The following is a 25,497-nucleotide window of genomic DNA, read 5'->3' on the forward strand; positions in this document are numbered from 1 at the left end:
AACTTGGTGATTTGATGGATGTGGTCGACGCAATCCGCGAATGGCGGCGCTTTGCCACCAAGTAGTGATTATGTGCATCCGCAGGCGCTTTGGCGCGCAAGCCGAAATCCCCAGACAGGGATCGCCATCTTGATGCTTCGGGCTACTCGAATGCATCGCAGCGGGACAGTTCACCGATTGCTAACAGCCGTCGACTTCTCGGCCTGGACCGCCGACAACATACACGTGCCCTGGATGGATCCACGCACCGCGGATGGTCTTGACAAATTTTAGCCAATGCGAGTAGCGTCTCGGCTGCACGTCCGTCATGGACGGAGCATTCACTGACCCGCATAGAGGATCGCATGCCCCGAGTCACTTCTTACAAAAACCTCGTTCAGAACGGTAAGAAGATGACAATTCATGCGCACTTTGAATTTGGGCATTTTGGCCCATGTGGATGCGGGCAAAACCAGCCTTACTGAGCGCCTACTCTTTGACGCGGGCGTCATCGACAAGCTTGGCAGTGTCGATTCTGGCAACACTCAAACTGACAGTCTAGAACTCGAACGGCAGCGCGGCATCACCATCAAGGCCGCCGTTGTGTCGTTCAATATTCGCGGCACAATCGTCAACCTCATCGATACGCCAGGCCATCCGGACTTCATTGCCGAAGTCGAGCGGGTGCTTGGATTGCTGGATGCGGCCGTAGTCGTCGTTTCCGCCGTCGAAGGTATTCAAGCGCAGACGCGGGTGCTGATTCGAGCTTTGCGGCGTCTTGCCGTTCCCTTCGTATTCTTCGTCAACAAGGTCGATCGTGTGGGCGCGCAGTATGACCGCGTGTTCGAAGCTATCGAAACCGAAATGTCCTTGCGACCAATCGCTATGTCATCGGTGCTTCACCCTGGCAGCAAAGCAGCGCAGGTTGAAGCACTCGACTTGCGTTCCGAGGGTGGTCGGATCGCCATATGCAACGTCCTCTGTGAGGCTGATGACGAACTCCTCGCGGATTACATACACGCCGCCGATACACTGACGGCCGAACGCCTTCGTCTTGTGCTGAGAACCCAGGTGGCCAAGGGAATGGTTCAGCCCGTGTTTGGCGGGGCGGCAATTACAGGTGTTGGGGTTCCGGCCCTCATGGATGCCATCGCCACAATCATGCCGTCGCGCCAACCTGATCCGAATGGACCTGTGGTAGGAGACGTCTTCAAGATCGAACGCGGCTGGGGCGGGGAGAAGCAATGCTATATCTCCCTGACATCGGGAACGGTTGAAGCGAGGCAATATGTTCAACTGCCCAAAGGGCTGTCCCGCGTTACTGGCATCCATGTCTTCGAGTCCGGCCAAACTCGCCCGGCTACCAGCTTTCGGGCAGGGCAAATCGCCCGTGTCAGCGGGCTGCATGAAGCCCGCATCGGTGATGTCCTGGGCAGCGGCTCGCAGGCAAGCAGAGAAAGTTTGTTTTCCCCACCGACTCTAGAAACGCGGATCTTGTCCCGGCGTCCGTCAGAGAATGCAGCGCTGTGGCTCGCTCTTGGTCAAATGGCCGAACAGGACCCGCTGATCAACCTCCGAAAGAATGAAGAGACGGGCCAGCTTTTTGTCTCTCTCTATGGTGAGGTACAGAAGGAGGTCATCCATTCGACGCTGCTGGCCGACTTTGGTCTTGATGCCGTCTTCGAGGAAACCACAATCATATGCGTCGAGACACTGATCGGGTGTGGGAATGGCCTCGAAGTCATGCTGAAGGAGCCAAACCCTTTCATGGCAACAATCGGGCTGAGCGTCGAGCCCAGACCGCGCAGTGAAGGAAATCTATTTTCCGTAGAGATGGACGTCGGGCAGATGCCAACGAGTTTTTACCGGGCCATCGAGGAAAGCGCCTCGATAGCGCTGAAAGAAGGTGTTTACGGCTGGCAGATCATTGACTGTCACGTGAAGTTGACCTCTGCCCGACATAGCTCCGCGGACAGCACGGCAGCAGACTTCCGGCACCTGACTCCTTTGGTCTTGGCTGCTGCATTGTCCGAGGCTGGAACGGTCGTTTGTGAGCCAATCGAGAGCTTCTCTCTGGAAGCTCCGGCGGCATGCTTGAACAGCTTGCTTGCCATGCTGGCTAAATCAGGCGCTGTGATGACGGAGACAATGATCGTCGACGGAATTGCGCGGCTCGCAGGATCTCTGGCCTCTGCAAAGATTCAGAATGTGCAGCAGCAAATCCCGGGTCTGACAAGCGGGGCCGGGTCGATGGAAAGTGCCTTTGATCACTATGCACCGATCAATGGTGCCACGCCAATGCGCGCACGCTCGGGACCTGACCCATTCAACCGTGCTGAATATCTGCTCCGGTTGCGCCGAAGCATCGGCGCAGGTGGTGCGAGTAACGATTAGGAATCAACTGCGCTTCAGTTTCGGGGAATTGACATGACGACCAGTCCTAAAGTTGCTGTCATCGGCGCCCCTTTCCACAACAGCTTCTCGCCCGCCTGCAACACCTCTCTGCCTTGTATGCGCCGCTCTCCAGGTGTGCAACTTATGGCGGCGATTATTCCTGAGGGTTCACCAAAAGAAAACCGGGCCCGTGACGAACACGGACCCGGTGGTCTCTAGCGGCCAGTTGCGGAGGTCGCCAAGTATTCCCAGGGGAGCGGGCGGTCTGGTGGGCCGCCCTTGATGACCTCTTCGATCGCTTACGAGCACCCGCTCGTCGACCCGCACGTCGTGCACTTCATGCAGGTGCCGTTGCGCACCAAGGTGAAGTTGCCGCATTCGCCGCAGGCATCGCCTTCATAGCCCTTCATCTTGGCTTCGCGGATCTTGTCGAGGCGGCCGTCGACGGCCTTCACCACGGCGGCACCCACCGACATGGTGCTGGTGACGCTGGCGGTCACCGCCGAGATGGTGGTGCCGTCACCGCCGCCCATGCGGGCCGCCGTCTGGGTGAGCTCGGTGGGATCGAGGGCAAGCGCGTTGTTGCCGGAGATCATCGAGGCGTTCTTGAGCACGATGAGGTTCGAGCGCACGAAGCCCGACGAGGCGATCTTCTTCACGGCCTCGACATTGCGCTGGAACTTCTCCGGGATGGCCTGCTCGTCGGCGCCGCCGCCCATCGCATCCGGGTAGAGATCCGAGGGTTGGACGTGGGCGAGGTCGTTGCGGCCGAGATAGGAGACCGCGAGTTCCCGGAAGGTGTAATCGAGGATCGAGGTCGCCATCTTGATGGCGTCGTTGCCCTCGACCATGCCGTTGGGCTCGAAGCGGGTGAAGGTGAAGGCCTCCACGAACTCTTCCAGCGGCACCCCGTATTGCAGGCCGATCGAGATGGCGATGGCGAAGTTGTTCATCAGCGAGCGGAAGGCGGCACCTTCCTTGTGCATGTCGATGAAGATCTCGCCCAGCTTGCCGTCCTCGTATTCGCCGGTCCGCAAGTAAACCTTGTGACCGCCGACGATCGCCTTCTGAGTATAGCCCTTGCGGCGCTCGGGCAGGCGGCTGCGGCCCTGTTCGGCGACACGCTCGATGATGCGTTCGACGATGCGCTCGGCCACGATCGGTGCCCGCGCCGCGGCCGGGGCTTCGATCACCTCGTCGACCATGTCCTCGTCCGAGAGCAGCGAGGCCGAGAGCGGCTGCGAGAGCTTCGAGCCGTCGCGATAGAGCGCGTTGGCTTTGACGCCCAATTGCCAGGACAGCATATAGGCCGCCTTGCAATCCTCGACCGAGCTCTGGTTCGGCATGTTGATGGTCTTGGAGATGGCGCCCGAGATGAAGGACTGGGCGGCGGCCATCATGCGGATATGGCTCTCGACCGACAGGTAACGCTTGCCGATGCGGCCGCAGGGATTGGCGCAATCGAAGACCGAGAGATGCTCGTCCTTGAGGAACGGCGCGCCTTCGAGGGTCATCGCACCGCAGACGAAGGTGTTGGCGGCATCGTATTCGGCCTTCGAGAAGCCGAGGGCGGCCAACATGTCGAAATTGGCGCTGTTCAGCTCTTCGCTGGTGAGGCCGAGTTCGCCGCGGCAGAAATCCTCGCCCAGATTCCACTTGTTGAAGACGAAGCGGATGTCGAAGGCGCTTTCCAGCGAGGTCTCGATCCGGTCCAGGGCTTCATCGGTGAAGCCGCGGGCCTTGAGGCTCTCGTGATTGATATAGGGTGCGTCCTTGAGGGTCGCGTGACCCACCGCATAGCGCACCATCTCCTCGATCTGCGCGGGGCTGTAGCCGAGCGTGGTCAAGGCGTCGGGGACCATGCGGTTGATGATCTTGAAATAGCCGCCGCCGGCCAGCTTCTTGAATTTCACCAGCGCGAAATCGGGTTCGATGCCGGTGGTGTCGCAATCCATCACCAGGCCGATCGTGCCCGTGGGTGCGATCACGGTCGACTGGGCGTTGCGATAGCCATGCTCTTCGCCCAAAGCGAGGGCGAGATCCCAGGCCTTCTGCGCGGCCTTGACCAGACGCTGGTCCGGGCAATTCGCGATGTCGAGGGCGACGGGGAGGACGCTGAGGCCCTCATAACCCTTGGTCTCGCCATAGGCGGCGCGACGATGATTGCGGATGACGCGCAGCATGTGATCGGCATTCTTGGCATAGCCGGGGAAGGCGCCAAGCTCGCCCGCCATCTCGGCCGAGGTCGCATAGGCGACACCGGTCATGACGGCGGTGAGGGCTGCGGTCAAGGCGCGGCCGTCTTCGCTGTCATAGGAGAGGCCGAGCGACATGAGGAGGCCGCCGATATTGGCATAGCCGAGGCCCAGCGTTCGGAACTCGTAGGAGAGCTGCGCGATTTCCTTCGACGGGAACTGCGCCATCAGCACCGAGATTTCCAAGACGATGGTCCAGAGGCGCACGGCATGCTCATAGGCCTCGATATCGACCAGCGCGTCTTCGCCCTTGAAGGTCATCAGATTGAGCGAGGCGAGATTGCAGGCCGTGTCGTCGAGGAACATGTATTCCGAGCACGGATTGGAGGCGTTGATACGCCCGGATTCCGGGCAGGTGTGCCATTCGTTGATGGTGGTGTCGTACTGGACTCCGGGATCGGCGCTGGCCCAGGCGGCCTGGCCGATCTTTTCCCACAGGTCGCGGGCTTTCAGCGTCTTGTGGACCTTGCCGTCGGTGCGGCGCATCAGGTTCCAGTCGCTGTCATCGAGCACGCGCTGGATGAAATCGTTGGAGACGCGCACCGAATTGTTCGAGTTTTGACCCGAGACGGTGAGATAGGCGTCCGAATCCCAATCGGTGTCATAGGTCTTGAAATCGATCTTGTCATAGCCCTGGCCCGCGAAATGGATCACGCGCTGGACATAGTTCTCGGGGATCTTCGCCTTGCGCGCCTCGCGGATCGCGGCCTTCAAGGCGGGGTTGGTCTTCGGGTCGATCCCGCCCTTGCCGGCATGGATGCCGTCATGAGCCGCCTTGATCACCTTGTTGAGGCATTCGTTGCAGGCCTGGGAGCCGGCGACGAGGGCCGCGACCTTCTGCTCTTCCAGGACCTTCCAATCGATATAGGCTTCGATATCCGGATGGTCGAGATCGACCGTCACCATCTTCGCCGCCCGGCGCGTGGTGCCGCCCGATTTGATGGCGCCCGCGGCGCGGTCGCCGATCTTGAGGAAGCTCATGAGGCCGGAGGACTTGCCGCCGCCCGACAGCTTCTCGCCATCGCCGCGCAGCTTGGAGAAGTTGGAACCCGTGCCCGAGCCGTATTTGAACAGGCGCGCCTCGCGCACCCAGAGATCCATGATGCCGCCTTCCTGCACCAGATCGTCCGAGACCGATTGGATGAAGCAGGCATGGGGCTGCGGATGCTCGTAGGCCGAAGCCGAAACCGTGAGCTCGCCGGTACGGTGATCGACATAGTGATGGCCCTGCGCCGGGCCGTCGATGCCGTAGGCCCAATGGAGGCCCGTATTGAACCATTGCGGGGAATTCGGCGCACCCATCTGGCGCGCCATCATGAAGCGCATCTCGTCATAGAAGGCGAGGGCGTCTTCCTCGGTATCAAAATAGCCGCCCTTCCAGCCCCAATAGGTCCAGGTGCCGGCCATGCGGTCGAACACTTGCTTCGCCGACATTTCGCTGCCGAAACGCTTCTCGGCCGGCAGCTTCACCAGCGCTTCCCGGTCGCCCTCGCGGCGCCACAGGAATTCCGGCACGTCGCCTTCGATCACGGGACGCAGAGCGGCGGGGATGCCGGCCTTGCGGAAATACTTCTGGGCCAGCACGTCGCTTGCCACCTGCGACCAATCGGCCGGCACCTCGATATCCTTCAACTGGAAGACGATCGAGCCATCCGGATTCTTGATCTCGCTGGTCGTCCGGCGGAACAGGATGTCCGCATAGGGTGACTGGCCAGCTTTGGTGAATCGACGAGCAATGCGCATGTAGGTGGCCCCCAAAATCTAGTGTTTTACGCCTATCGGAACCGAATCCTTCCCCCTCTGCAGAATCTGGTTCAGCAAATCGAGGTAAGGGATTGGTTCGCCGCGCCTATATCTGGGTGGCCAGACCGGCGCCTTGGCTAGATATTGAGTCACTTTGCGGTGCACCCGCAACCTCGAAATTTCAATATCTAGTGATTAATGCGCTTGACCTCGCCATATGTGGCGTAACGCGGGGGTTTCTGGCGCGTGAGGGGGCTATTTGCTTGGGGATAAGTAGGTCATGATTTCGCCATGATTCGTTGGCGCCCGAAATTTATTATTTCTATCAATGGGATAATCTGGCCGAAACGTCGTTAATCTTTGTGGCGGGCACCGAGCACGCTGGAGAGGATGATGGCGCTGAGCAGCACCAATGTCCCGACCCATTGCTGGATCGAGGTCGCTTCGCCCAGTACCAGGCTCGCGGCGACCAGGCTGATGGCCGGCTCCAGGTTGAGGGTCATGGCGGTTTCGGTGGGGGTGAGGACCTTCATCGAGCCGAACCAGCACACCATGGCCGCCACATAGCAGAAGGTGGCGCCGGCATAACCGATCCAGCCCAGCCCGGTGGACGGCAAGGCGAGGCCGCCCCGCAGGATGACGAAGATCGCCACCAGCAGAATCATCCACAGATTGGCCCAGAAATTGACCACCCGGGAATCGACGTCGTTGAGATAGGCCCCGCCCCAGGTAACGAAGGCCGCCACCCCGAAGGAGGCGATGAGGGCGAGGGCCGCCCCGCGCCAGTCGAGGGTGATGGCGCCCACGTCGAAGGCGATCCGGTCCAGGCTGAGGGTGAGGCCCAGATCCTGTCCGAGGGCGATGACCAGCCCGGCAAAGGCCAGGACCAGCAGGCCGGCCCGGAGCGGCGTCAGGCGTTCCCGCCCCGACAATGCGGCGAAAACCGCGACCAGCAGGGGATAGGTGTAGAGGAGGACGACCGCCAGGCTCACTTTGATGAAGGCCACCGAACTCAAATAGCCCACCGACATCATGAGGAGGCAGATGGCGATCCAATAGGTGGCCCGCATATTGCGCCGGGGCAGGTGGAAACGGACGCCCGTGACGCGCAGGAGGATCCCCAGCACCAGCACCAGCCCGATGAATCGCGACCAGACCAGGGTCATCGGCGTGGCGCCGCCGACATAAGCGAGGCTCGCAAAGGTCGTGATCAGGCTGACGAAAACCGTGCCGATCAAGAGCACGCCCAGCGCCCCCCAGCGTTTGCGGCCGGCTTCACCCTGTGGATGGCTCACGATTGGTTACCTCTGATCTGAACGCGGCCGGGCAGGCAAGGCGGCGGCATTCCCATCTGATGTGGGGGCCTGTCGCCGATCCCGGGTGCTGGGAAGAAATGCGGTCACCAATCATGGCAAGCGCGGCGGGGTCTTGTCCAGTACGGCCCCTTTTGTTTTCCCTCCCCCTTCAGGGGGAGGGCAGGGTGGGGGCATGCAAGTGACGGGTGGTGCGAACCCGTGCCCCCCTCCTGCCGACGCATGTCGGCCTGCGCCGACGGACCTCCCCCCTAAAGGGGGGAGGAGGCGCGCTTCGGCGCCGGAATCCCTTTTCTTGCCTCCCTCCCGGGCGCCCTGTATAGTCCGCCGCAACGACCTTAACCTGTTGCACCCATTAGGCAAAAGCGACGGCGAATCATTTCATGAGCATCGGCACCCGACTTTTCACGATGATCTATGGCGAGCGCGTCGGCAGCGACGAGTTCGGCAATACCTATTACGTCGACCGCCGCACCAAGGGCGGCAAGCGCGAGCGGCGCTGGGTGCTCTACAAGGGCGCGCCCGAAGCCAGCAATGTGCCGCCGGAATGGCATGCCTGGCTGCACAGCAAGACGGTCGTCGTCCCGGTCAACCGGGCCAAGCCGCGCGCCTGGCAGAAGCCGCACGAGCCCAACCGTACCGGCACCGATCTCGCCTACCGCCCGCCCGGCCATACCCTGATGGGTGGTCACCGCGCCAAGGCGACGGGCGATTACGAGCCCTGGACGCCGTCCTGAGCCCAGCCGCGGTCAATTCTCCATTTGCCTGAATTCAGCTAGGTTGAGACATGCAGCGGAACGTACTTGAAACCATCATGGGCGCGATCGTTCTGATCGCCGCCGCGGCGTTCCTCTACGTGATCTATAGCGGCAGCGGCATTCGCGAGGATCGCGGCGGTTATCAGCTCACCGTCCGCTTCGATCGTGGCGGCTCGGTCCTGCCCGGCACCGATGTCCGCATGAGCGGGGTCAAGATCGGCGCCGTGACGGCGCAGGAATTCGACCCGAAGATGTACCAGGCCGTGGTCACCATCAATGTCCGCAGCGATATCGAACTCCCGACCGATACCTCGGCGATCATCACCAGTGACGGTCTGCTGGGTAATTACTATATCAAGCTGGAACCGGGTGCCGCCGACGAGCTCCTGAAAGATGGCGAGGAAATCACCTATGCCCAGGGTGCGCTCGACCTCGTCGAACTGATCAACAAATTCGTGGTGGGCGGCTCCTCTACGGAGTGATGCTGATGACCGAGAAAAAAGCGGGCGGGGATTTCGCGGTGCCGGTCTGGAAACAGCCGGACGGCCAGCCTGTTTCCTGCCTCGAAAAGGTCAAAGTCCTCAATCAGAATGTCATCGAGATCAGGCAATTGGCGCAGGACGCGCTGGAGGATGCCATACTGATGGGATGCGACGAAGCGCAGGTGCGCGCCGTGTTCTACGATCTCGTGGCGAAACTCGAGAATCCGTACGGAAAGAAATGATGCATTTTTCGAAGGCGGCATCGCTGGCGGCACTTGTTGCCGTCGCCTGCTTCGGCGCCGCGCCGGCCTGGGCGATCCCGGCCGAGAATGTCGTGCTGCGCGCGATGGACAAGATCACCGCCCGCGTCTCCACCATCACCGTGCCGGTGGGCGACACGGTCGCCTTCGGCTCGCTGCAGATCACCGCGCGCGCCTGCGACAAGCGCCCGCCCGAGGAAACGCCGGAGGCCTCGGCCTATCTCGACGTGATCGAGGAAAAGCCCGGTGAATCGCCACAGCCGCGCTTCAACGGCTGGATGTTCGCTTCCAGCCCCGCGCTCTCGGCCCTCGAACATCCGGTCTATGACATCTGGGTCCTGGATTGCTCCGACGATGCCCCGACCCAGCAGGGTCAATCTGCGCCGGACTCTGATCCGGCGACATCCGATCCCAGCAGTTCCAGCACCACGGAATCCGGCACCACGCCGTAAAACACGGCCGGTTGGGCCAGCGCCGCGTTCAATCTCTCCCGATAGGCCTCACGCGGAATTTCGATCGTGCCGAAGCGGCTGAGATGCTTGGTCACAAACTGCGTGTCCAGCAGCTTGAACCCGCCCTGGCGCAGCCTTGCCACCAGATGCACCAGCGCCACCTTGCTGGCATCGGTCGCCCGGCTGAACATGCTTTCGCCGAAAAAGGCACCGCCCAGACTGATCCCGTAAAGTCCGCCCACAAGTTGCTCGTCCTGCCACACCTCGACGCTATGGGCGTGGCCCATCACGAAAAGCTGGCGGCAGAGATCGAAGATGGTGTCATTGATCCAGGTCTGGTGCCGCCCCGGCGCCGGCGTGGCACAGCCCTGGACGATCGCATCGAAGGCCGTGTCGCAGGTGACGCGATAGCCAGGGGCCTTGCCGGCGAGGCAATGGCGCACGGTTTTCTTCAGGCTGTGCGGTATATGGAAATCGTCGAGCGGCAGGATCCCCCGCAATTCCGGGTCGATCCAGTAAAGCTCTGGGTCGTTGCGGGCTTCCGCCATCGGAAAGATGCCGATCGCATAAGCGCGCAACAGCATCTCCGGGGTGATCTTCGGCTGTTTGATCCGGTTGGACATAGCCACCTCATCCGCCGCCTCGCCGCGAGTCGAAGCGTAACGTGCGGGCAAGCGGGAGTCATGCGCGATGTTTACCGATTGCGGCGAGCCCCACCTCTCGTTCTCCCCGTACCCCTCCGCCGCCCCCCCTTTTTGTCATCCCCCGCGCCCCCTTTGTCATCCCCCGCGCCCCCTTTGTCATCCCCCGCGAAGGCGGGGGATCCACGAGTTCCTTTCATCGCCTGCCGACAAACTCATGGATGGCCCGCCTAAAGCGGGCCATGACAATTGTGCATTGGGCGTCATGTTAGTTAGAAATAGGCGCCATCCCCGGGTCAAGCCCGGGGATGACGAGAAAGAAAGTGGCGCCATCTGATCCTCGCAGGCTGGGCGCATGTTCAGTTTTTTGAAGAAAGGGCTCAGATGAGCCGCAGGTTTCGAGCACCGGTTTTAGGCGGAACCTTGCTCATACTCGCTTGTATCAATTCACCTAGCGCTGGCAGACAGGCGCCTGGCGAATGGTTGGATATCGATGCGGTCGTTAGCTTTGAAGACGAGGCCGGCATACGGCTTTATGACGCCAGGGCGTATGTCGCCGAGTCAATCGGCGGCATGGCCACGATCGTTGAGGTCAAGCAGCCGGATGCGGCTGGTTTCGTAAGAGTGTCGGGCCATTATTGTGCGCCGATCATAATCGGCACGGATGGCGGATGGCAGCAAGTTCGATCGGTGAATTTACGTGACAGCTATAGAATAGTTGTCCGTGGAGACCGCCAACCGTCAGCGGAAAAACTCATTGGCCCAATTCTTCCTGCCGAGCAGATCGCCGAGTTGCGACTTGAGTATCCAAACTGCTGATACTCAACACCTCGCCTCACTTGGCGACGAATTTCTCCAGCCAGCGGATGTCGTAATCGCCGTTGATGAAATCCGGCGCGGTCACCAGGCGCTGGTGGAGGGGGATGTTGGTCTTTACCCCCATGATCACCATTTCCTCGAGCGCGCGGCGGGCGCGCATCAGGGCTTCGTTGCGGGTCTTGCCGTGGACCACGAGCTTGGCGATCAGGCTGTCGTAATTCGAGGGTACTTTGTAGCCGGCATAAAGCGCTGAATCGACGCGCACGCCGAGGCCGCCCGCCGCGTGGAAATCCGTGATCTTGCCGGGGGACGGCATGAAGGTCTCGGGATCTTCCGCATTGATGCGGCATTCGAAGGCATGGCCGGTGAAGGTGATGTCCGACTGGCCGAAGCCGAGCGGTGCGCCGGAGGCGACGCGGATCTGCTCGCGCACCAGATCGATGCCGGTAATCATTTCCGAGATCGGATGCTCGATCTGCAACCGCGTGTTCATCTCGATGAAATAGAACTGGCCGTCCTGGAACAGGAACTCGATGGTGCCGACCGAGCGATAGCCCATTGCTTTCACCGCCTTGACGGCGATGTCACCTATTTCGGCGCGCTGGCTGGCATTGAGGGCGGGCGAGGGGGCTTCTTCCAGCACCTTCTGGTGCCGGCGCTGCAGCGAACAATCGCGCTCGCCCAGATGCACCGCATTGCCGTGATTGTCGGCCAGGATCTGGATCTCGATATGCCGCGGATGCGAGAGATATTTCTCCATATACATCTGGTCGTTGCCGAAGGCGGCCTTCGCCTCGGCCTTCGCCATGGCGAGCGCTTCCATGAGCTCGCCGGGATTGTTGGCAACCTTCATGCCCTTGCCGCCGCCGCCGGCCGCGGCCTTCAGCAGCACCGGATAGCCGGTCTCCTCGGCGATGCGCGGCGCATCGGCATCCGAGACGGCACCGTCGGAACCCGGCACGCAGGGAATGCCGAAACGCTTCGCGGTGAGTTTCGCCTCGACCTTGTCGCCCATCTGCGAGAGGTGCTCGGGCGAGGGGCCGATGAAGGTGAAGCCGTGTTCTTCCACCATCGCCGCGAACTTGGCGTTCTCGCTCAAGAAACCGATGCCGGGATGGATCGCATCGGCGCCGGTGATGGTGGCCGCCGAAATGATCGCCGCCATGTTGAGATAGGAATCGCGCGAGGGCGCCGGACCGATGCAGACGGATTCGTCGGCGAGGCGCACATGCATCGCATCGGCATCGACCGTCGAATGCACGGCGACGGTGCGGATGCCCATCTCGCGGCAGGCGCGGTGGATGCGCAAGGCGATTTCGCCGCGATTGGCGATGAGGACCTTTTCGAACATCGGCTGCGCTGCTTCCCGTTACTCGATGACCAGGAGCGGCTCGCCGAATTCGACCGGCTGCGCGTCATGGATCAGCACTTCCTTCACCACGCCGTTGGCGGGGGCCGAGATCGGATTCATCACCTTCATCGCTTCGATGATCAGCACGGTCTGGCCCTTGGCGACGCGGTCGCCGACCTTGACGAAGGGTGTGCCGCCGGGCTCGGAGGAGAGATAGGCCGTACCCACCATCGGCGAGGTGAGGGCGTTCTTCGGTGCCGCGGCCGGCGCACCGGCGGCGGGTGCTGCCGGTGCCACGTTCTGCACCGAGGGGGCCGCATGCACCACCGTCGTGGGCGCCCCTTGCGCGGTCACACGGATGCGCTGGTCGCCGCTTTCGAATTCAAGCTCGGTGAGGCCGGTTTCCTTGAGCAGGAGGCCCAGCTTGCGGATCAGGGCCTCGTCGATATCGAACTTACTCATCAGCGTGCTTTCTTCGGAGTGACAAGATTGGCCATCGCCTCGAGCGCCAGCAGATAACCCTGGGCGCCCAATCCGCAAATGACGCCGGTGGCGATCTGCGAAATGTAGGTCGAATGGCGAAACGGCTCGCGCCGGTGGATATTGGAGAGATGCACCTCGATCACGGGAAGTTCCGCGAGCGTCAGCGCATCGAGGAGGGCGATCGAGGTATGGCCATAGGCGGCCGGATTGATGACGATACCGGCATCGCGCCCGCGCGCCTGCTGGATCCAGGTCACCAATTCGCCTTCGATATTCGATTGCCGGAAGTCCACGCCGAGGCCCAGCGCCTTGCCCTTGGCGGCGCAGGCCTTGGCGATGTCCTGCAGCGTGTCGCTGCCATACACCTCCGGCTGGCGGACACCCAGCATGTTGAGGTTCGGTCCGTTGAGGACGAGGATGTTCTTTGTCTTGGCCAAAACCGGTGGATTCCCGCGCATTGGTGAGGGCAGCGCTTTTGAGCGCATTTGGTTACTATTTCAAGCCCTTATAGCGGCGCGGGGGGGCGAGGGCAACCGCCGCTTGCGGGGCGGAAAGCCGTTCCTTTGATTTTAACTTATTGATTAAATTGGATTTAATTTAGGAGATGCTCAAGACCCGCCGCGGAAATCGGCGATCAGCGCCTTCATGTCATCGATCGACATGGCGCCGGGCACGATCTGGTCCCCGATCACGAAGGTGGGGGTCGAGCGGATCCCCAGGGTGAGCGCCAGTTCGTGGTTGGCCTTCAATTGCTGGTCGATCTCGGGCGCCTTCATATCGGCCTTCAGACGCTCGACATCGAGGCCGAGCTCCGTCGCGATGGCCGTGATCGCGGCTTCATCGAAATCGCCACGATGCGCCATCAGCGCGTTATGGATATCGAGATAGCGGTCCTGCTTCACGGCCGCCAAAGCGGCACGCGCGGCCACGACCGAGGATTCGCCCAGGATCGGGAATTCCTTGAACACGATCCGCACGCCCTTGTCCTCGGCGAGGAGATCGGCCAGGGCCGGCGTCACGCGCTTGCAATAGGGGCATTTGTAATCGAAGAACTCGACGATTGTGGCATCGCCGATCGGGTTGCCGGCAATGGGCGCCAGCGGATCGGCGAACAGGGAATCCTTGTTTGCAGCCAGGGCCCCGGCCTGCTGATTGGCCTCGGCCGCCTGCTCCTTGGCCTGCAGCGCCTGGATCGCTTCCTTGATCACCTCCGGGTTCTCGAGCAGATAGGCGCGGACGATTTCCTCGATCGCCTGCTTTTGCGCGGGATCGAAGCTCGCCTCTTGGGCGCGTGTCGCCATCCCGCCGATCACGACGAGGCAGAGGAGAAAGGCAGCGGCGGCGAATTTGGGCAGATGGCGCATAAAGGTTCCGTGGATATGTCGTTGTTTCGGGGCGAAAGTAGCAGGCATGCGGGGTTCTGCCTATCGGCATCGCGTCCCAGAACCGGCACTTACGGCGCCGGCGGCTCTTCGTAGCGGTCCAGTCTCTGCTGCGCTTCGCTGATCAGGTCGTTGGCCTTGAGCCAGCCCGGTGAACCGGCTTCCATCCCCTCCAGCGCACGTTTCGCCTGGGCCCAGGCCAGTTCGGCATCGCCCTGCGCCATGGCCTGTTCCGCCTGTGCAAGATGCGACATCGGCAGATTGCCATCACGGCCATAGGCGACCGAGAGATAATACCAGACCCGGCTGTTCCTGGGTTCGATCGCGGTGATCTCTTCCAGATGGCGGATGGCGGTCTTGTTGAGGTCCGGCTGTTCCAGCCCGACTTCCACCTGCGCAAGGCCCAGCGTGATCATCGGTTCGTGCGGCGCGGCGTCGTGGGCTGCGGCATAGACGGGGAGGGCCGCCGCCAATTGCCCGCTATCGTAGAGAATCTGGCCTTTCTGTTCCAGGAAATAGGGATCGTTCGGCGCTTCGGCGAGCAGGCTGTCCATCAGCGCCACGGCTTCCTGCATGCGGCTCACGCGATAAAGCGCCACGGCGCGGGCATAGCGGGCCGGCACCGATTGATCGCTTTCCGGAAATTCCTGCTCGACCCGCGAGAGCGGCCACAGATAGCCCTTCAATTTGGCGATCATGCGCTGATGGCGCGCGTTCAATTGCGGCGAATCCGTCACGTCGCTATAGGGGGATTGATTGACATGCTGCTGCACGGAATCGATGCGGTCCGTGGTCAGCGGGTGGGTGCGCAGATAGGGGTCCTGCGGATTGCTCAGGAATTCCTGGCCTTCCAGCTTCTCGAAGAATTCAAGGAGGCCGCGCGAGGATTGCTTGGTGGCGTCGAGGAAACCCATGCCGGCATGGTCGGCGGCGGATTCCTGGGTCCGGGTATAGGCGAACAGGCTGCGCTTGGCGATCTCGTTGCCCAGCGTCGTGCCCGCCAGCACGCCGCCGGCCTGGCCGCTGGCCGCCGCCGCGGCGCCGCCCAGGATCATGCCGATGATCTGTTCGATCGTGGCGTTGCGCAGTTCCTCCTGGATGCGCGACAGATGCGCGCCGGAAATATGCCCGGTTTCGTGGGCGATGACGCCGATCACCTGGTTCGCGGTATCGGCGCGGATGAGGAGGCCGGTATTGATGAACATGCGCATGCCGCCGGCGACGAAGGCGTTGATCGAATCGTCGTTAACCAGCAACACCCGGATGCCGGCCGGGTCGAGGCCGGCGGCGCGGAACAGCGGATCGGCATAGGCGCGGATCGTCGCTTCCGTCTCGGCATCGCGCACCAGTGCGAGGGCGCGGCCCTGCGCGGCAGCCTGCCGGGCCGGCATATCGGTGCCCAGCAGGATCAGCAGCGACAGCGTGACGGCTGAAAATCGGCGTAAAATGGCTCGGTTGATCAAGCCGGGTTTCCTTCTCTATGCTCCGCCCCCCGGGGTATCAACCCCGGGACAGGCCCTGAGGTCCGGAATCGACCCGGAAATTGGGGCAACATCAAGACGATAAATGGCGGAGCTCGACATGCCTGATGCCTATCATAACGGCCGCACCCTGACCGGCAAGCGCTGGAAATCAGCCACCTTGCGGGGGAACGGCTGGCGCCGGGCCGGATTCGGGCTGGGCCTCGCCATGCTCCCGCTCGTTCTGGGCAGTTGCGAAAACACCCGCTCGATCGCCTCGGACGCCACCCAGATCGACGGCTTCCGGGCGGGGGTGGTCGCCGACGAGCCGCGCGCCGCGCTCATTGGCCGCACGGTTATTTCCAATGGCGGCAATGCCGCCGATGGCGTCGTGGCCGCCTATTTCGCCATGGCGGTGACGATGCCGAGTGCTGCCGGCCTTGGCGGCGGCGGCATCTGCATCGCGCACAATGCCGAGGAGAAGACCACCGACGTGATCGATTTCCTGCCGCGCGCGGCGGCGGCGGGGCAGGTGGCAATCCCCGGGAATGTGCGCGGCATGGCGGCGCTCAACGCGCGCTATGGCAATCTCCCCTTCGCCGGTCTGGTCGGCCCCGCTGAAAACCTGGCGCTCACTGGCGCGCCGCTCAGCAAGGCTCTGGCGCGCGACCTCCAGCAATACGATTCCCTGCTGCGCGACGATCCGACGATCAGCACCGTGTTCCACCGCCTCGATGGCAGCCTGATCGGCGATGGCGAGAATTTCCGCCAGACCGATCTCGGTGCCTCGCTCGGCCAGGTGCGCGCCCAGGGCGTCAACGCGTTCTATAGCGGCCTCCTCGGCCAGAAGATCGTCGAGGGCGCCCAGGCGATCGGCGCGCCGCTCACCATCGACGACCTCCGCAATTTCAAGGTTCAGATCTATCCGCCGGTCGAGGCCCAGTTCACCGATATCAGCCTGTTCGTGCCGCCGCCCCCGGCCTCGGGCGGCGTGCTCGTCGCCCAGGCGGTTGAGCTTCTGGCCGGCGGCGACAATTCGCCCAGCGGCCAGGCCGCGATCTCGCGCCAGTTGATGGCGGCCAGGTCGCAATGGATGCAGGCCGACGGCTCTTCCACGCAGGCCCCGGCCGAGATCGTCTCGCGTCAGGCGGTGCAGCAGATGGCGCAGCAGCCGAGTGTCACGCTGCCCACGGAAAATCCCAGTGCAGCCAGTGTGGTCGCGGTCGATTCCGACGGCAATGCGGTGGCCTGCGCCTTCACCATGAACGCGCCCTTCGGCGCTGCGCGCACGGCCCAGGGGACCGGCATCATCCTGTCGCCGGCCCCCAACGATCAGGGGATCGGCTATTCCGCTTTGGCGCCGGTGATCGTCGCCAGCAAGTATAACGGCGAGCTCTATTTCGCGAGTGCTGCCGCGGGCGGCGTGCCGGGGGCGCTGGCCGAGGCGCTGGTGCTCGATGCGGTGATGCGCCGCGCGCAGCCGCTCGATCAGGCGATGCAGATGCCGCGCGCTTTCGATGCGGGTGCGGGCGAAACCTTCGACGAGAACAGCGGTTTGCGTCTTGGCCGCCTGAACTCGATCTTCTGCAGCCGCGGCGTGCCGAGCTCGCCGGATTCCTGCCAGCTCCGCAACGATTACCGCGGCAACGGGCTCGCCACGATCCTGGGCGAGGAATAAGGGGCGCGCGAGATGGCGCTCAAGGCCTCGCGGCGCGCCGCCATCGATCCCTTCATCGTGATGGAGGTGATGCGCGCCGCCAATGAGCGCGCGGCTTCTGGTGGCGACGTCATCCATCTTGAAGTGGGCCAGCCCTCGACTCCGGCGCCGCGCAAGGTGCGCGAGGCGGCGCAGAAGGCGCTGGAGCGCGATCTCATCGGCTATACCGACGCGTTGGGCGTTCCGGCCTTGCGCCGCCGTATCGCCCAGCATTACCGCGAGTTCTACGAGGTGTCGGTGCCTTATGAGCGCATCGCCGTCACCACCGGTTCCTCCGGCGGCTTCCTGCTCGCCTTCCTTGCCGCCTTCGATCCCGGCGACCGTGTCGCCTTGGCGGCGCCCGGTTATCCCTGCTACCGCCACATCCTCACCGCCCTCGGCCTTGAGCCGGTGCTGATCGAAACCGGCCCGGAGACCAAGTTCCAGCCCACCATCGCGGCGCTGGAAAAACTCGCGAAACCCATCGACGGCCTCATCATCGCCTCACCCTCCAATCCCGTGGGCGCGCTGCTGGGCGAAAGCGATCTCACGGCGCTCGCCGATTGGTGTGTTGCGAAAGGCGTGCGGCTGGTCTCGGACGAGATCTATCACGGCATCACCTATGACGCCCATGCGGTCACGGCGGCGGGGCGCAAGGAAGCCATCGTCATCAACAGCTTCTCGAAATATTTCAGCATGACCGGCTGGCGCCTCGGCTGGATGGTGCTGCCGGATGACCTCGCCCAGGCGACCGAAAGATTGCTGCAGAACTTTTTCATCTCGGCGCCGACGCTCTCGCAGCTCGCCGGCATCGCGGCCTTTGACGCCCATGACGAGTTGCAGGGGAATGTGCAGCGTTATGCCGCCAACCGCGCGCTCCTGCTCAATGACCTGCCGGCCGCCGGTTTCCGCCATCTCATCTCGACCGACGGCGCTTTCTATATCTATGCCGATATTTCCGATCTCACCGATGACAGCCTCGGCTTCTGCCGCCGCATGCTGGCCGAGACCGGTGTCGCCGCCACACCCGGCATCGATTTCGATCCCGCCCGCGGCCATCACTTCATGCGCTTCTGCTTCAGCGGCTCGACCGAGGACATGGCCGAGGCCGTGAAGCGCCTCAAGGCCTGGCGACGCTAAAGCGTTGCCGGATCGGCCACCAGGAGCCGCTCGACCCCATCGGGCCGCTTCTGCTCGAAGACCTGGCCTGCCAGCACCATGTCGATGGCGCTGCCGTCGCGCGAAAGCGGCAGATGCAGGCGCTTGGTCCAGCGATGCTCCTTGCCCTCCCAGCGGAAATGCCCTTCGGAAAAGACCGGTACGCCGCCGGTCACGATCTTCGCATAGAGCTCGCGCGTGAAATCGAGCGTCGTCCCGCTGGTCAGTTCCTCGATGGTCTTGCCGGTATAGTCGAAGCCATGGGCGGCGGCGATCTCCGATCCCACCAGGCGATAGCGGATATGATGCCCGTTCTCCCAGACATCCGAGAGAATGAGGCAGGCGAGGAGCTTGGGGATGTCGAGCGGTTCGAGATCCGCCCGCAACATGGCGCCGTTCGGCCCGCGCCGGGCGTGCCAATAATCGTAAAGCGCCGCCAGGCGCGGATGCGCGATCTCGTCACGAAAGGATGTCGCCCCCTGTTCCATGCCCGGCCCTGGTTGAAATCCGTGCCAGGAAGATAGGGCGGCGACATCTTTGCCGCAATGCAACAATGCGTGTTGGGGATCAGACCGGCTTCAGGACCACATGCTTCTTCTTGCCGGAGGAGAGCTTGATCACCCCCTCGGCATTGAGATCGCCAGCACTCACCTTGGCATTCTCGTCGGCGATCACCTGATCGTTGAGGCGCGCACCCGCACCCTTAATCATGCGCCGCGCCTCGCTCTTCGAACTCGCAAAGCCCGCCTGCACGAGAAGATCGATGGCGGCGATGCCGGCATCCAGCGCCGCCTTCGCGACCTCGATCACGGGCAGATCGCCGCCGAGTCCGCCTTCGACGAAGACCTTGCGCGCGGTTTCTTGCGCGTCCGTCGCGGCGGCTTCGCCCCGGCACAGTTTGGTGGCTTCGTTGGCGAGAACGATCTTCGCCTCGTTGATCTCCGCCCCTTCCAGCGAGGCGAGGCGCTCGATCTCGACGAGCGGCAATTCGGTGAAGAGGCGCAGGAAGCGACCGACATCGGCATCCTCGGTATTGCGCCAGAACTGCCAATAATCATAGGCCGAGAGGCGCTCCTCGTTGAGCCACACCGCGCCCGCGGCGGACTTCCCCATCTTGGCGCCCGAGGCCAAGGTGATCAGCGGCGAGGTGAGGCCATAGAGCGCCTTGTCGTCGCAACGGCGTCCCAGTTCCACGCCGTTGACGATATTGCCCCATTGATCCGACCCGCCCAATTGCAGGACGCATTTGTTGCGCCGCGCCAGTTCCAGGAAGTCATAGGCCTGCAGGATCATGTAATTGAATTCGAGGAAGGTCAGCGGCTGCTCGCGCTCCAGGCGGATCTTCACGGAATCGAAACCCAGCATGCGGTTGACCGAGAAATGCCGGCCGTAATCGCGCAGGAATTCGAGATAGTTGAGCTTGTCCAGCCAATCGGCGTTGTTGACCATGATGGCGTCGGTTGGGCCGTCGCCGAAGGTGAGGAACTTCGCAAAGATCTGCTTGATGCCGGCGATGTTACGGGCGATGTCGGCGTCGGAGAGCACCTTGCGCATGTCGTCGCGCCCGGTCGGATCGCCCACCTTGGTCGTCCCGCCGCCCATCAGCACCACGGGCTTCCCGCCCGATTTCTGCAGCAGGCGCAGCATCATGATCTGGACCAGCGAACCCACATGCAGCGAATCCGCGGTGGCGTCGAAGCCGATATAGGCGACCAGCGGCGGCTTCCCCGGCATGGCGAGCCCGTCCAGCTCTTCCATGGCGGTGCATTGATGCAGATAGCCCCGGGCGACGAAATCGCGCAGGAAGGGGGATTGCGGCTGGAACATGGTTGAACTCTATCGGCTTGGCTTGATCTGGAGGCCGGTCATGTAACACATTCGCCGAAGAACGGCCAAGCCATTGGGAATCGGGGCCGCCCCTCACCCCGACCCTCTCCCCGCAAGCGGGGCGAGGGAGTTTAGATCGAGCTAGTTTAAAGCCCCTCGCCCCTCTGGGGAGAGGGGTTGGGGTGAGGGGAATGGCTATGTTTTTTGGGGGCGTAATGACCGGTGTTTGGGCGATCGGGCTGATGAGCGGCACCAGCGGCGACGGGGTGGACGCGGCCCTCATCCGGGCGGATGCCACCCATATCCATGAATTCGGCCCGGCTCTGGGCCGCCCCTACGAACCCGCCTTCCGCGCGCGGCTCAAGGCCTGCTATGGCGGCAAGGCCCCGGCCGAGGAGATCGCAGCCATTGAGCGCGAACTCACCCGGTTGCATGCCGAGGCCGTCCACCAACTCCTCGCACAGGCCGGCATGAAACCGGCCGAGATCCACGTCGTCGGCTTCCACGGCCAGACCATCCTCCATGCGCCGAAGGAGCGCCGCACCTGGCAGATCGGCGACGGCGCCGAACTGGCGCGGGCGACCGGCATCGATGTGGTGAACGATTTCCGCAGTGCCGATGTGGCGGCGGGCGGGCAGGGGGCGCCGCTGGTGCCGATCTTCCATCTTGCTTTGGCCGACATGCTGCCCAAGGAAGTGAAGCGGCCGTTGGCCGTGCTCAATATCGGCGGCGTCGCCAATGTCACCTGGATCGGTCGCGACGGATCGCTGCTCGCTTTCGATACCGGCCCCGGGAATGCGCTCATCGACGATTGGGCCCAGCGCCACAAGGGCGAGCCGGTCGATCTCGGCGGCGCCCTCGCCAAGGCCGGCCGCATCGACGAGGACGTGCTGGCGCAACTTTTGAGCCATCCCTTCTTTGATCAGAAGGCGCCCAAATCCCTCGACCGCAACGCCTTCCATTCGACGATGGTCGATCACCTCTCGGCGGCGGATGGCGCCGCGACCTTGACCGCCTTCACCGCCGCCAGCATCGCCCGCGCGATCTATCTCTTCCCCGAGCCCGCGCAGAACTGGCTCATCTGCGGCGGCGGCCGCCACAACCCGGTGCTCATGGAAGCCCTAGAAGAACGCCTCGACGCCCCCGTGCGCAGCGTCGATGACATCAACTGGAACGGCGACGCGCTGGAGGCCCAAGCCTTCGCCTATCTCGCCTTGCGCAGCCTCGCCGGACTCCCCTTGAGCTTCCCGACGACGACGGCCGTCCCGCAACCGATGACCGGCGGCAAACTCCATCGCGCCTGAACACTTCTCCCTCTCCCTTTAGGGGAGGGCCGGGGTGGGGGCGCAAGTGACGGCTCTCTCTCAAGACGACACGAAGGGACCAAAGCCCATGACCAACCAACACCACGGCGGCTGTGTCTGCGGCGCCGTCCGCTACATGATCACCGGCAATCCCGACCGCGTCACCATGTGCCATTGCACCTGGTGCCAGCGCCGCACCGGCTCGGCCTTCGGCACCGAGGCCGTGTTCAGACACGACCAGGTCACCCTCACCGGCGACACGCAGCGCAGCTACCGCCACATCTCCGATCAATCCGGCCGCTGGCTCGACCAGCATTTCTGTGGGGCCTGCGGCACCAATCTCGGCATCACCATGCAAGCCGTCCCCGACATCCGCTCCATCCCCGCCGGCACCTTCGACGACCCCGCCTGGCTCAAGCAGAGCGGCATCCCCTTCCGCCACATCTTCCTCCGCTCCGACCACGGCTGGGCCGACGTGCCGGAGGGAATGGAAAGATATGAGGAGCATTTCAGGAAGTGAGGGTGGCTGATGGGCGTTAAATTGAAATGCCGCTAAGTCTTCCCCCTCTCCCTTCAGGGGGAGGGTCGGGGTGGGGGCGCAAGTGACGGCTCTCTTCAGCAATTCACCGTCCTTTCCTCTCTGTGGGAGAGAATCCAGGGAGAGACGTGGTTCACTCCACGTTCGGACTCAACGCGAGATTCTGAATGTTTCCAGAACTGGGTGAATAGCTTAGAGGTAGAGTTCTGTTTAAGCATGGTGGTTCGTCGCAATGAAGACGCAGAATAAAGAAATTTACTTCGACAGGCTTGGCGCTCACGCCCAAGGATTAGCAAATGTTCTTCGCGAAACTTTCAATCTCCCGTCTCGAGTGGAAGGAAATTGCGTCTTCATTGAAGAAATTTTAGCTAAGAGGAGATTTGGCTCACGTACTTACCTGTCTCGCCAACATCAACTTGGCATCAATGATCCCGGCGAAGATTGGAAAATAAGTGAGACTCTCGCCAGTCAGGTTGACATGCCACAACCAGTGTTAGCGGCCAAGAAACTAAGTATTCCCGCAGATCTTGGTCTAGTTACGGAGACAATCTTAAGCTTAGACAGTCTCGCTGTGTGCGAAGCCAGTGCTGTGGCTCAGGTTCTTAGCGAGAAAGTCATTCCGCTAATGCGCGCGTTCAAAGCAACACATGTCACCTGTGTGAAGGCAAATCTTGAAGAGCTTCAGGAAGCACTATCCGCAATAAAGATCGTTTGCCTATGGCAGCATTTTGGTGGCGAGAGGGCGGGGCAAATGGTGAGGAGTGGACATGATGATCCTCTATTAGCTCCATTTGGACGTGCTTGGCCAAGCTGCCTTGATACGCTTTCATATGTTGACGCGTTGGTTAAGTTTCCACCATTAGCGCTGACTCTGCCTGTGCGTAGACTTAATTGCGCATTTCATTTCCAGTCTGAAGCGATGTGGCATTTTCATAGAGTCTTCTGCAACGGATGGCTCAATGAGTTTGCGATGGCAGTAAATCCAATGGCGGAGTCCGGACATTACTTTGGGTTGAGCGGCCTTCACGCAATGAATGAAGCTAATATCTGGCGGTATCTGAGTTTTGTAGTCAGTAGTGTCAATAGTCTGCTCTGCTGGCTTTGTGACCCCTCGAATTTTGTAGATGCAGATGGTCGAATTGATTTGCTCAGGCAGATGCAAACATTAAGCGCGGTGCATCTGCTGTTTGGTGACTTGAGCGCAATGCATCATTCTACGGAGAGCCACCATACCATCAGCTTTGCTATGTCGTTGCTTGATAAGCTCGCTAATCTGCGCTGGAAATTCGAAAGAAAAGGCAGGCGGCAAAAGGAAAGTGAATACTTTAAGGCGCTATGCTCTATGAGTGAGGCTCGGAATTTGAAAGTTTTGCTTCGCCGAATCTTTGATCGTCGAAGTTACAATGATCTTGGTGTCGCGTTCGAGCAAGCGGTCGATAGGAGCTACGAAGAATTTCATAGTTGCCTTCGCCGCCAAGGTTATGATGAAGAAAAAGATAGGCTGGATTTGTTGCGGTCCCAGCGCAATATTCGCCATGGCTCGTTTCTTGAGAAAGAGCAGTTTGAAAAGCTGTTCTTGAATTCTTCAGGCGCAATCCCCTCAACAATAGGATCCATCACTTTCCTATTAGTATTAGGCTTAGTCGTCTCACCAGAGCTTTTTCTTAATGCTGGCGAAGCCGAATGCTAGAATGGTTGGTTTAATCATGTCCTCCCACGCCCGTGGCATCGCGCTTTACCTTGCCGGCGTGGCGTTGTTCGCGGCCAATGATGCGCTGGGCAAGTGGCTGGTGACGGATTACAGCGTGGCGCAGCTGATGCTGATCCGCTCGCTGGGGGCGGTGTTCCTGATCTATGGGTTGATGCGCTCGACGGGCGTTACGCTCAAGCTCCCGCCCGGCCAGGCGCTCTGGCACGTTCTCCGCATCCTGCTGCTGGCCGGCGACAGCTTCTCCTTCTATTACGGCACCCAGGCGCTGCCCTTGGCCGATGTCATGACCTTCTACATGTCGGCGCCGCTCATCATCACGGCGGCCTCCGCGCTGCTCCTCAAGGAGCGGGTGGGGATGAAGAGGTGGGGCGCCATTCTGGTGGGCTTCGTCGGCGTGGTCGTGGCGTTGCAGCCGACCAGTGCCGCCTTCTCGCCCTCGGCGCTGGTGGCACTGTCCGGCGCTGCCTGTTTTGCGCTCGCCATGGTGATCACGCGGCGACTTCGCGATTGCCATTGGCTGACACTGGTTGCCTGGCAGTTCATCGGCTGCGGTGTCGTCGGCGTCATCGGGGCGCCTTTCGCCTGGACGATTCCGACCTTGCTCGATTTCGTCCTGATGGCCCTGGTCGGTCTCGTCGCCTGTGGCTGCTTCATGCTGATCACCAAGGCGCTCAACCTCGCCCCGGCCTCGCTGCTCGCCCCCTTCCAATATTCGGCCATCGTCTGGGCCACGATCCTGGGCTGGATCTTCTGGGGCGACCGGCCCACGCCGCCGATCCTCATCGGCAACGCCATCATCATCGGCAGCGGCCTCTTCGTCCTCTACCGCGAGCGCACGCTGAAGGTGGAGGTCAACGAGCGGATCGAACCCATTCCCTGAGCGTGATGCCCGGCCTTTCAAAAACGCCGTCATCCCCGGGCTTGACCCGGGGATCAGGGGCGACCGGGTGAGGCCCGTCAGTGGCGGACTGATGCCCGGATCAAGTCCGGGCATGACGGCAGGGGGTGGGAGCAGCATATGTTCCTATTTTGTTCTTGACAAGAGGTGTGGGAATATCGTACTATGGGATTTGCGCGCACGATCTGCAGATTGAAATTACCTGAACACCCAAAGCACTGACTGATTTGACGGACTGAACCTGCCCTGCGGCTTTCGCCGTAGTTGGGCCAGTCATCTGGAATCGCTTGGTTGCCGCGCGGCGCAGGCCAAACTGGGAGCTCGCTCCAATCGGACCGGGTTCTTAAGTGGCGCAGGGCCGCAATCCCCCGGCGGTTGGGGCGTGTCGCTGTCATCTTGCGTCACGCGATACCGCTTCCGTCCGGGGCCAGTCCGGACCGCCGGATCGAGTGAAATCGATCCCCGCTCGGGCCGGGCGGTAAAACGGCTCCCCTTGCCCCGTGGGATAGCCGGCGGCCCCTTGCGCCGTGGGATAGCCGGTAGCCCCTTGTGCCGTGGGAGAACCGGCATCCGCTGACCCCGGCGGTGATCGG

General features: G+C 62.0%; 22 protein-coding genes. 12 read left to right on the top strand and 10 right to left on the bottom strand.

Going from position 1 to position 25,497, the window contains the following annotated elements; all coding sequences use genetic code 11:
* Window positions 1-402 precede the first annotated feature (402 nt).
* Complete coding sequence (locus ACE3PR_RS20055; protein WP_374375756.1) at window positions 403-2,373, top strand: GTP-binding protein; 1,971 nt, start codon at window positions 403-405, stop codon at window positions 2,371-2,373.
* A gap of 299 nt (window positions 2,374-2,672) precedes the next feature.
* Here the strand turns inward: ACE3PR_RS20055 and ACE3PR_RS20060 are convergent, their stop codons facing one another.
* Both ACE3PR_RS20060 and ACE3PR_RS20065 read right to left on the bottom strand, forming a co-directional pair.
* Window positions 2,673-6,371, bottom strand: a complete 3,699-nt coding sequence (locus ACE3PR_RS20060) for a vitamin B12-dependent ribonucleotide reductase (RefSeq protein ID WP_374375759.1) — start codon at window positions 6,369-6,371, stop codon at window positions 2,673-2,675.
* Between the two features lie 353 nt (window positions 6,372-6,724).
* Window positions 6,725-7,666, bottom strand: coding sequence for a DMT family transporter (locus ACE3PR_RS20065; RefSeq protein ID WP_374375762.1), 942 nt, complete (start codon window positions 7,664-7,666; stop codon window positions 6,725-6,727).
* Between the two features lie 401 nt (window positions 7,667-8,067).
* On the opposite strand from ACE3PR_RS20065, the gene ACE3PR_RS20070 reads away from it, so the two are divergent.
* Genes ACE3PR_RS20070 through ACE3PR_RS20085 form a run of 4 tightly spaced genes read left to right on the top strand, consistent with a single transcriptional unit; the run spans window position 8,068 to window position 9,636 of the window.
* Complete coding sequence (locus ACE3PR_RS20070) at window positions 8,068-8,421, top strand: NADH:ubiquinone oxidoreductase subunit NDUFA12 (protein ID WP_374375765.1); 354 nt, start codon at window positions 8,068-8,070, stop codon at window positions 8,419-8,421.
* 50 nt (window positions 8,422-8,471) lie between these two features.
* Complete coding sequence (mlaD, locus tag ACE3PR_RS20075; protein ID WP_374375768.1) at window positions 8,472-8,924, top strand: outer membrane lipid asymmetry maintenance protein MlaD; 453 nt, start codon at window positions 8,472-8,474, stop codon at window positions 8,922-8,924.
* Window positions 8,924-9,166: a hypothetical protein gene (locus ACE3PR_RS20080; protein ID WP_374375771.1), complete on the top strand. Its 243-nt coding sequence runs from the start codon at window positions 8,924-8,926 to the stop codon at window positions 9,164-9,166. The genes mlaD and ACE3PR_RS20080 overlap by 1 nt, the downstream gene beginning before the upstream one ends.
* On the top strand, window positions 9,163-9,636 hold the full coding sequence (locus ACE3PR_RS20085; RefSeq protein WP_374375774.1) for a DUF2155 domain-containing protein: 474 nt from the start codon (window positions 9,163-9,165) through the stop codon (window positions 9,634-9,636). The genes ACE3PR_RS20080 and ACE3PR_RS20085 overlap by 4 nt, the downstream gene beginning before the upstream one ends.
* Here ACE3PR_RS20085 and aat read toward each other — a convergent pair.
* Window positions 9,558-10,259, bottom strand: a complete 702-nt coding sequence (gene aat / locus ACE3PR_RS20090; protein WP_374375778.1) for a leucyl/phenylalanyl-tRNA--protein transferase — start codon at window positions 10,257-10,259, stop codon at window positions 9,558-9,560. The two genes, ACE3PR_RS20085 and aat, sit on opposite strands and share 79 nt — an antisense overlap.
* 501 nt (window positions 10,260-10,760) lie before the next feature.
* Between aat and ACE3PR_RS20095 the strand changes: the two genes are divergently transcribed.
* Entirely contained in the window at window positions 10,761-11,096 is a 336-nt protein-coding gene (locus tag ACE3PR_RS20095; protein WP_374375781.1) for a hypothetical protein, read from the top strand.
* A 16-nt stretch (window positions 11,097-11,112) separates the two neighbouring features.
* On the opposite strand, the gene accC is transcribed toward ACE3PR_RS20095, so the two are convergent.
* The 5 genes from accC to ACE3PR_RS20120 all read right to left on the bottom strand — a co-directional run bounded on the left by accC (window position 11,113) and on the right by ACE3PR_RS20120 (window position 15,775).
* Window positions 11,113-12,447 carry an acetyl-CoA carboxylase biotin carboxylase subunit gene (gene accC, locus ACE3PR_RS20100; protein ID WP_374375784.1) on the bottom strand — a complete coding sequence of 445 codons (1,335 nt, stop codon included), beginning with the start codon at window positions 12,445-12,447 and terminating at the stop codon, window positions 11,113-11,115.
* An 18-nt stretch (window positions 12,448-12,465) separates the two neighbouring features.
* Window positions 12,466-12,909 carry an acetyl-CoA carboxylase biotin carboxyl carrier protein gene (gene accB, locus ACE3PR_RS20105; protein ID WP_374375787.1) on the bottom strand — a complete coding sequence of 148 codons (444 nt, stop codon included), beginning with the start codon at window positions 12,907-12,909 and terminating at the stop codon, window positions 12,466-12,468.
* A complete protein-coding gene (gene aroQ / locus ACE3PR_RS20110) occupies window positions 12,909-13,388 on the bottom strand; it encodes a type II 3-dehydroquinate dehydratase (RefSeq protein WP_374375790.1) in 480 nt (159 codons plus the stop codon). The genes accB and aroQ overlap by 1 nt, the downstream gene beginning before the upstream one ends.
* 150 nt (window positions 13,389-13,538) lie before the next feature.
* On the bottom strand, window positions 13,539-14,294 hold the full coding sequence (locus tag ACE3PR_RS20115; RefSeq protein ID WP_374375793.1) for a DsbA family protein: 756 nt from the start codon (window positions 14,292-14,294) through the stop codon (window positions 13,539-13,541).
* A gap of 89 nt (window positions 14,295-14,383) precedes the next feature.
* Complete coding sequence (locus tag ACE3PR_RS20120) at window positions 14,384-15,775, bottom strand: M48 family metalloprotease (RefSeq protein WP_374375796.1); 1,392 nt, start codon at window positions 15,773-15,775, stop codon at window positions 14,384-14,386.
* 118 nt (window positions 15,776-15,893) lie between these two features.
* Here ACE3PR_RS20120 and ACE3PR_RS20125 point away from each other — a divergent pair, with 118 nt between their 5' ends.
* Together ACE3PR_RS20125 and ACE3PR_RS20130 are read left to right on the top strand one after the other, a co-directional pair.
* Window positions 15,894-17,450: a gamma-glutamyltransferase gene (locus ACE3PR_RS20125; protein WP_374375799.1), complete on the top strand. Its 1,557-nt coding sequence runs from the start codon at window positions 15,894-15,896 to the stop codon at window positions 17,448-17,450.
* A 12-nt stretch (window positions 17,451-17,462) separates the two neighbouring features.
* A complete protein-coding gene (locus ACE3PR_RS20130) occupies window positions 17,463-18,608 on the top strand; it encodes a pyridoxal phosphate-dependent aminotransferase (protein ID WP_374375802.1) in 1,146 nt (381 codons plus the stop codon).
* Here ACE3PR_RS20130 and ACE3PR_RS20135 read toward each other — a convergent pair.
* Window positions 18,605-19,114: a PAS domain-containing protein gene (locus tag ACE3PR_RS20135; RefSeq protein ID WP_374375805.1), complete on the bottom strand. Its 510-nt coding sequence runs from the start codon at window positions 19,112-19,114 to the stop codon at window positions 18,605-18,607. The genes ACE3PR_RS20130 and ACE3PR_RS20135 overlap by 4 nt on opposite strands.
* Before the next feature lie 79 nt (window positions 19,115-19,193).
* A complete protein-coding gene (tyrS, locus tag ACE3PR_RS20140; RefSeq protein WP_374375808.1) occupies window positions 19,194-20,453 on the bottom strand; it encodes a tyrosine--tRNA ligase in 1,260 nt (419 codons plus the stop codon).
* 215 nt (window positions 20,454-20,668) lie between these two features.
* Between tyrS and ACE3PR_RS20145 the strand changes: the two genes are divergently transcribed.
* From ACE3PR_RS20145 to ACE3PR_RS20160, 4 genes are all read left to right on the top strand, one after another.
* The gene (locus tag ACE3PR_RS20145; protein WP_374375820.1) at window positions 20,669-21,757 is read left to right on the top strand and encodes an anhydro-N-acetylmuramic acid kinase; all 1,089 of its coding nucleotides are present in this window, start codon (window positions 20,669-20,671) and stop codon (window positions 21,755-21,757) included.
* Between the two features lie 88 nt (window positions 21,758-21,845).
* Window positions 21,846-22,277: a GFA family protein gene (locus tag ACE3PR_RS20150; protein WP_374375811.1), complete on the top strand. Its 432-nt coding sequence runs from the start codon at window positions 21,846-21,848 to the stop codon at window positions 22,275-22,277.
* A 250-nt stretch (window positions 22,278-22,527) separates the two neighbouring features.
* Window positions 22,528-23,985, top strand: a complete 1,458-nt coding sequence (locus tag ACE3PR_RS20155; protein ID WP_374375814.1) for a hypothetical protein — start codon at window positions 22,528-22,530, stop codon at window positions 23,983-23,985.
* 16 nt (window positions 23,986-24,001) lie between these two features.
* Entirely contained in the window at window positions 24,002-24,886 is an 885-nt protein-coding gene (locus ACE3PR_RS20160) for a DMT family transporter (RefSeq protein ID WP_374375817.1), read from the top strand.
* The last annotated feature ends 611 nt before the right edge of the window (window positions 24,887-25,497 follow it).

It is taken from the genome of Dongia sp., from assembly GCF_041909655.1.
Taxonomy (GTDB): domain Bacteria; phylum Pseudomonadota; class Alphaproteobacteria; order Dongiales; family Dongiaceae; genus Dongia.